The organism is Bacillus haikouensis, from assembly GCF_013179555.1.
In the GTDB taxonomy this organism is placed as follows: Bacteria; Bacillota; Bacilli; order Bacillales; family Bacillaceae_B; genus Rossellomorea; species Rossellomorea haikouensis_A.
The window spans coordinates 1-1,861 of the sequence record NZ_JABMCR010000484.1 but is presented as its reverse complement, the minus strand read 5'-3'; the positions used below and the strand labels follow the sequence as shown (position 1 = coordinate 1,861).

General features: G+C 41.3%; 3 protein-coding genes. All 3 read left to right on the top strand.

Annotated elements, in window-relative coordinates; translation table 11 throughout:
- Positions 1-388 (top strand): hydroxymethylglutaryl-coenzyme A reductase family protein (locus tag HP456_RS23480; protein ID WP_512698787.1); only part of this gene is annotated, 388 nt, incomplete at its 5' end.
- 145 nt (positions 389-533) lie between these two features.
- The gene (locus HP456_RS23475; RefSeq protein WP_312857810.1) at positions 534-806 is read left to right on the top strand and encodes a hypothetical protein; all 273 of its coding nucleotides are present in this window, start codon (positions 534-536) and stop codon (positions 804-806) included.
- Positions 807-808: 2 nt separating this feature from the next.
- The coding region (locus tag HP456_RS23470) for a tripartite tricarboxylate transporter permease (protein ID WP_172255542.1) at positions 809-1,861 on the top strand (1,053 nt) is incomplete at its 3' end.

The window sequence follows — 1,861 nt, the reverse complement described above, 5'->3', positions numbered from 1 at the left end:
TGGTCAATATTCATCTCTAACTACTTGGGAGAAGAATGACAAAGGTGACTTAGTAGGGACAATCGAGCTCCCGATGGCAGTCGGGATTATCGGAGGTGCAACATCGATTCATCCAAAAGCAAAAACGAATGTAAAGGTTATGGGGGTCACGAAAGCACATCAATTAGCCGAAATCATTGCGTCTGTTGGTCTTGCGCAAAATCTTACTGCTTTAAAAGCATTAGCAACAGATGGCATTCAAAGAGGCCATATGAAATTACATGCCAAAAACGTGGCTATTATGGCTGGAGCTGGTGATGAGCTAGTGGATCTCATTGCTGACCAACTCGTCAAAGAAGGAAATGTAAGAGTTGACCGGGCAAAGGAATTAGTAGACCAGTGGACTTAATATGCTCCTAAAGCATACTAATGTCGCTTTTCATTACCTCATTTTGAATGAGCACGTTTATGCACTTCCTTCTCACTTCTGGACTATGTACGAAAAGCAATATGCTTATAGAAAAGAGCTATAAAAAAGAATCGGAGGGATGACTGTGTCAGACTTAGGTACACCAACTAAAAATCAGACTACCATTGAAACGTCCGAACAAAATATTGAAGTGTGGGAAGATTTGGTGAAGATACAGGATTTAGTGATTTCGTTAATTATTTGCTCAATCACTACACTGGGTGGTTACCTCATAGCACCTAACGAACCGCCTAAACCATTGTTATTTGGTCTTTCTGGAGCACTAATTGGGTTTATTCTGTGCAGCTTCATGATTAAGCCAAAAAGAAACTTTAGATACGAAGATAGGGAGGGGTAAATATGGATCCGGTCATTATTATTCAAATGATAGGAGCGGCAGCCTTAGGAGCCGTTATCTATACAATCATCGGGATTGCCCCTGGAACTGACGAGACTGCAGTATTAGCACCTGTGACCTTGGTACTGGTACTATCCGGTTTTCAACCTGTCGTCATTCTCTCATTCTTTATATCTGCTATTGTAGCGAAGAAGCTCACTGACTCAATTCCAGTTGCTGTCGCAGGGATACCAGGAGGGGTGATGGCTGCTCCCATGGTCGAGCATGCAATGATATTAAAGAAACATGGTGTCCCGGATTTGAGTATTCGCAAGATGGCATCCGGTTCTGTTATCGGTACGTTAGTATCAGTCCCTGTCAGTTTAATCCTTGCGAATGCCTTAATTCCGATGGCTGATATAATCAAAGAATATGCAAGTCCATTATTCTTTATTGGTGCTGTGTTTCTTGCATTGATGTGTAAGAATAGATGGCTGGCTTTAGCAATGATTGTCCCTTTTGCCCTTCTTATTCAGGGATTGCGCCACTTATACTGGGGAGTAGGCGCAGTACCTGCTGATACAACTGTATTCATTTCATTTTTCTTGGGAATAACAATCGGACCAGTCATCTTGACATTATTTGAATTACTGAATAATCAAAAACGAAAAAACCTGGAGCGTTTTGATAAGAAAAATATTACATTGTACAGGACTAAAATGGAAAAGGGATTTCCCAACCCTTTTAAAATTCTGGATAGAAAAGAAGTCGGAACCAGTGCATTTGCTTCCTTTTTAGGATCTCTTACATTTTTTATGAGTCCAGTAGGAATGACGATTTTCTTAGGGGAAACTCTATCAAGCAGAGTTAAAGATCCCGTCAAAAAAGCCGCCAGAGCGATTTCAAGCATGGATGGATTAACAAATGCAGCGTATATATCCGGAACGCTCATTCCACTTGTTGCTTTAGGAATCCCATTGTCCCCAATGGCTATCGGACCTGCCAACGCATTATTTAACGCACCTCCAGTATTTACTCTCGAACATAATATGCATCATGTCCTCTCGACCTCAGAC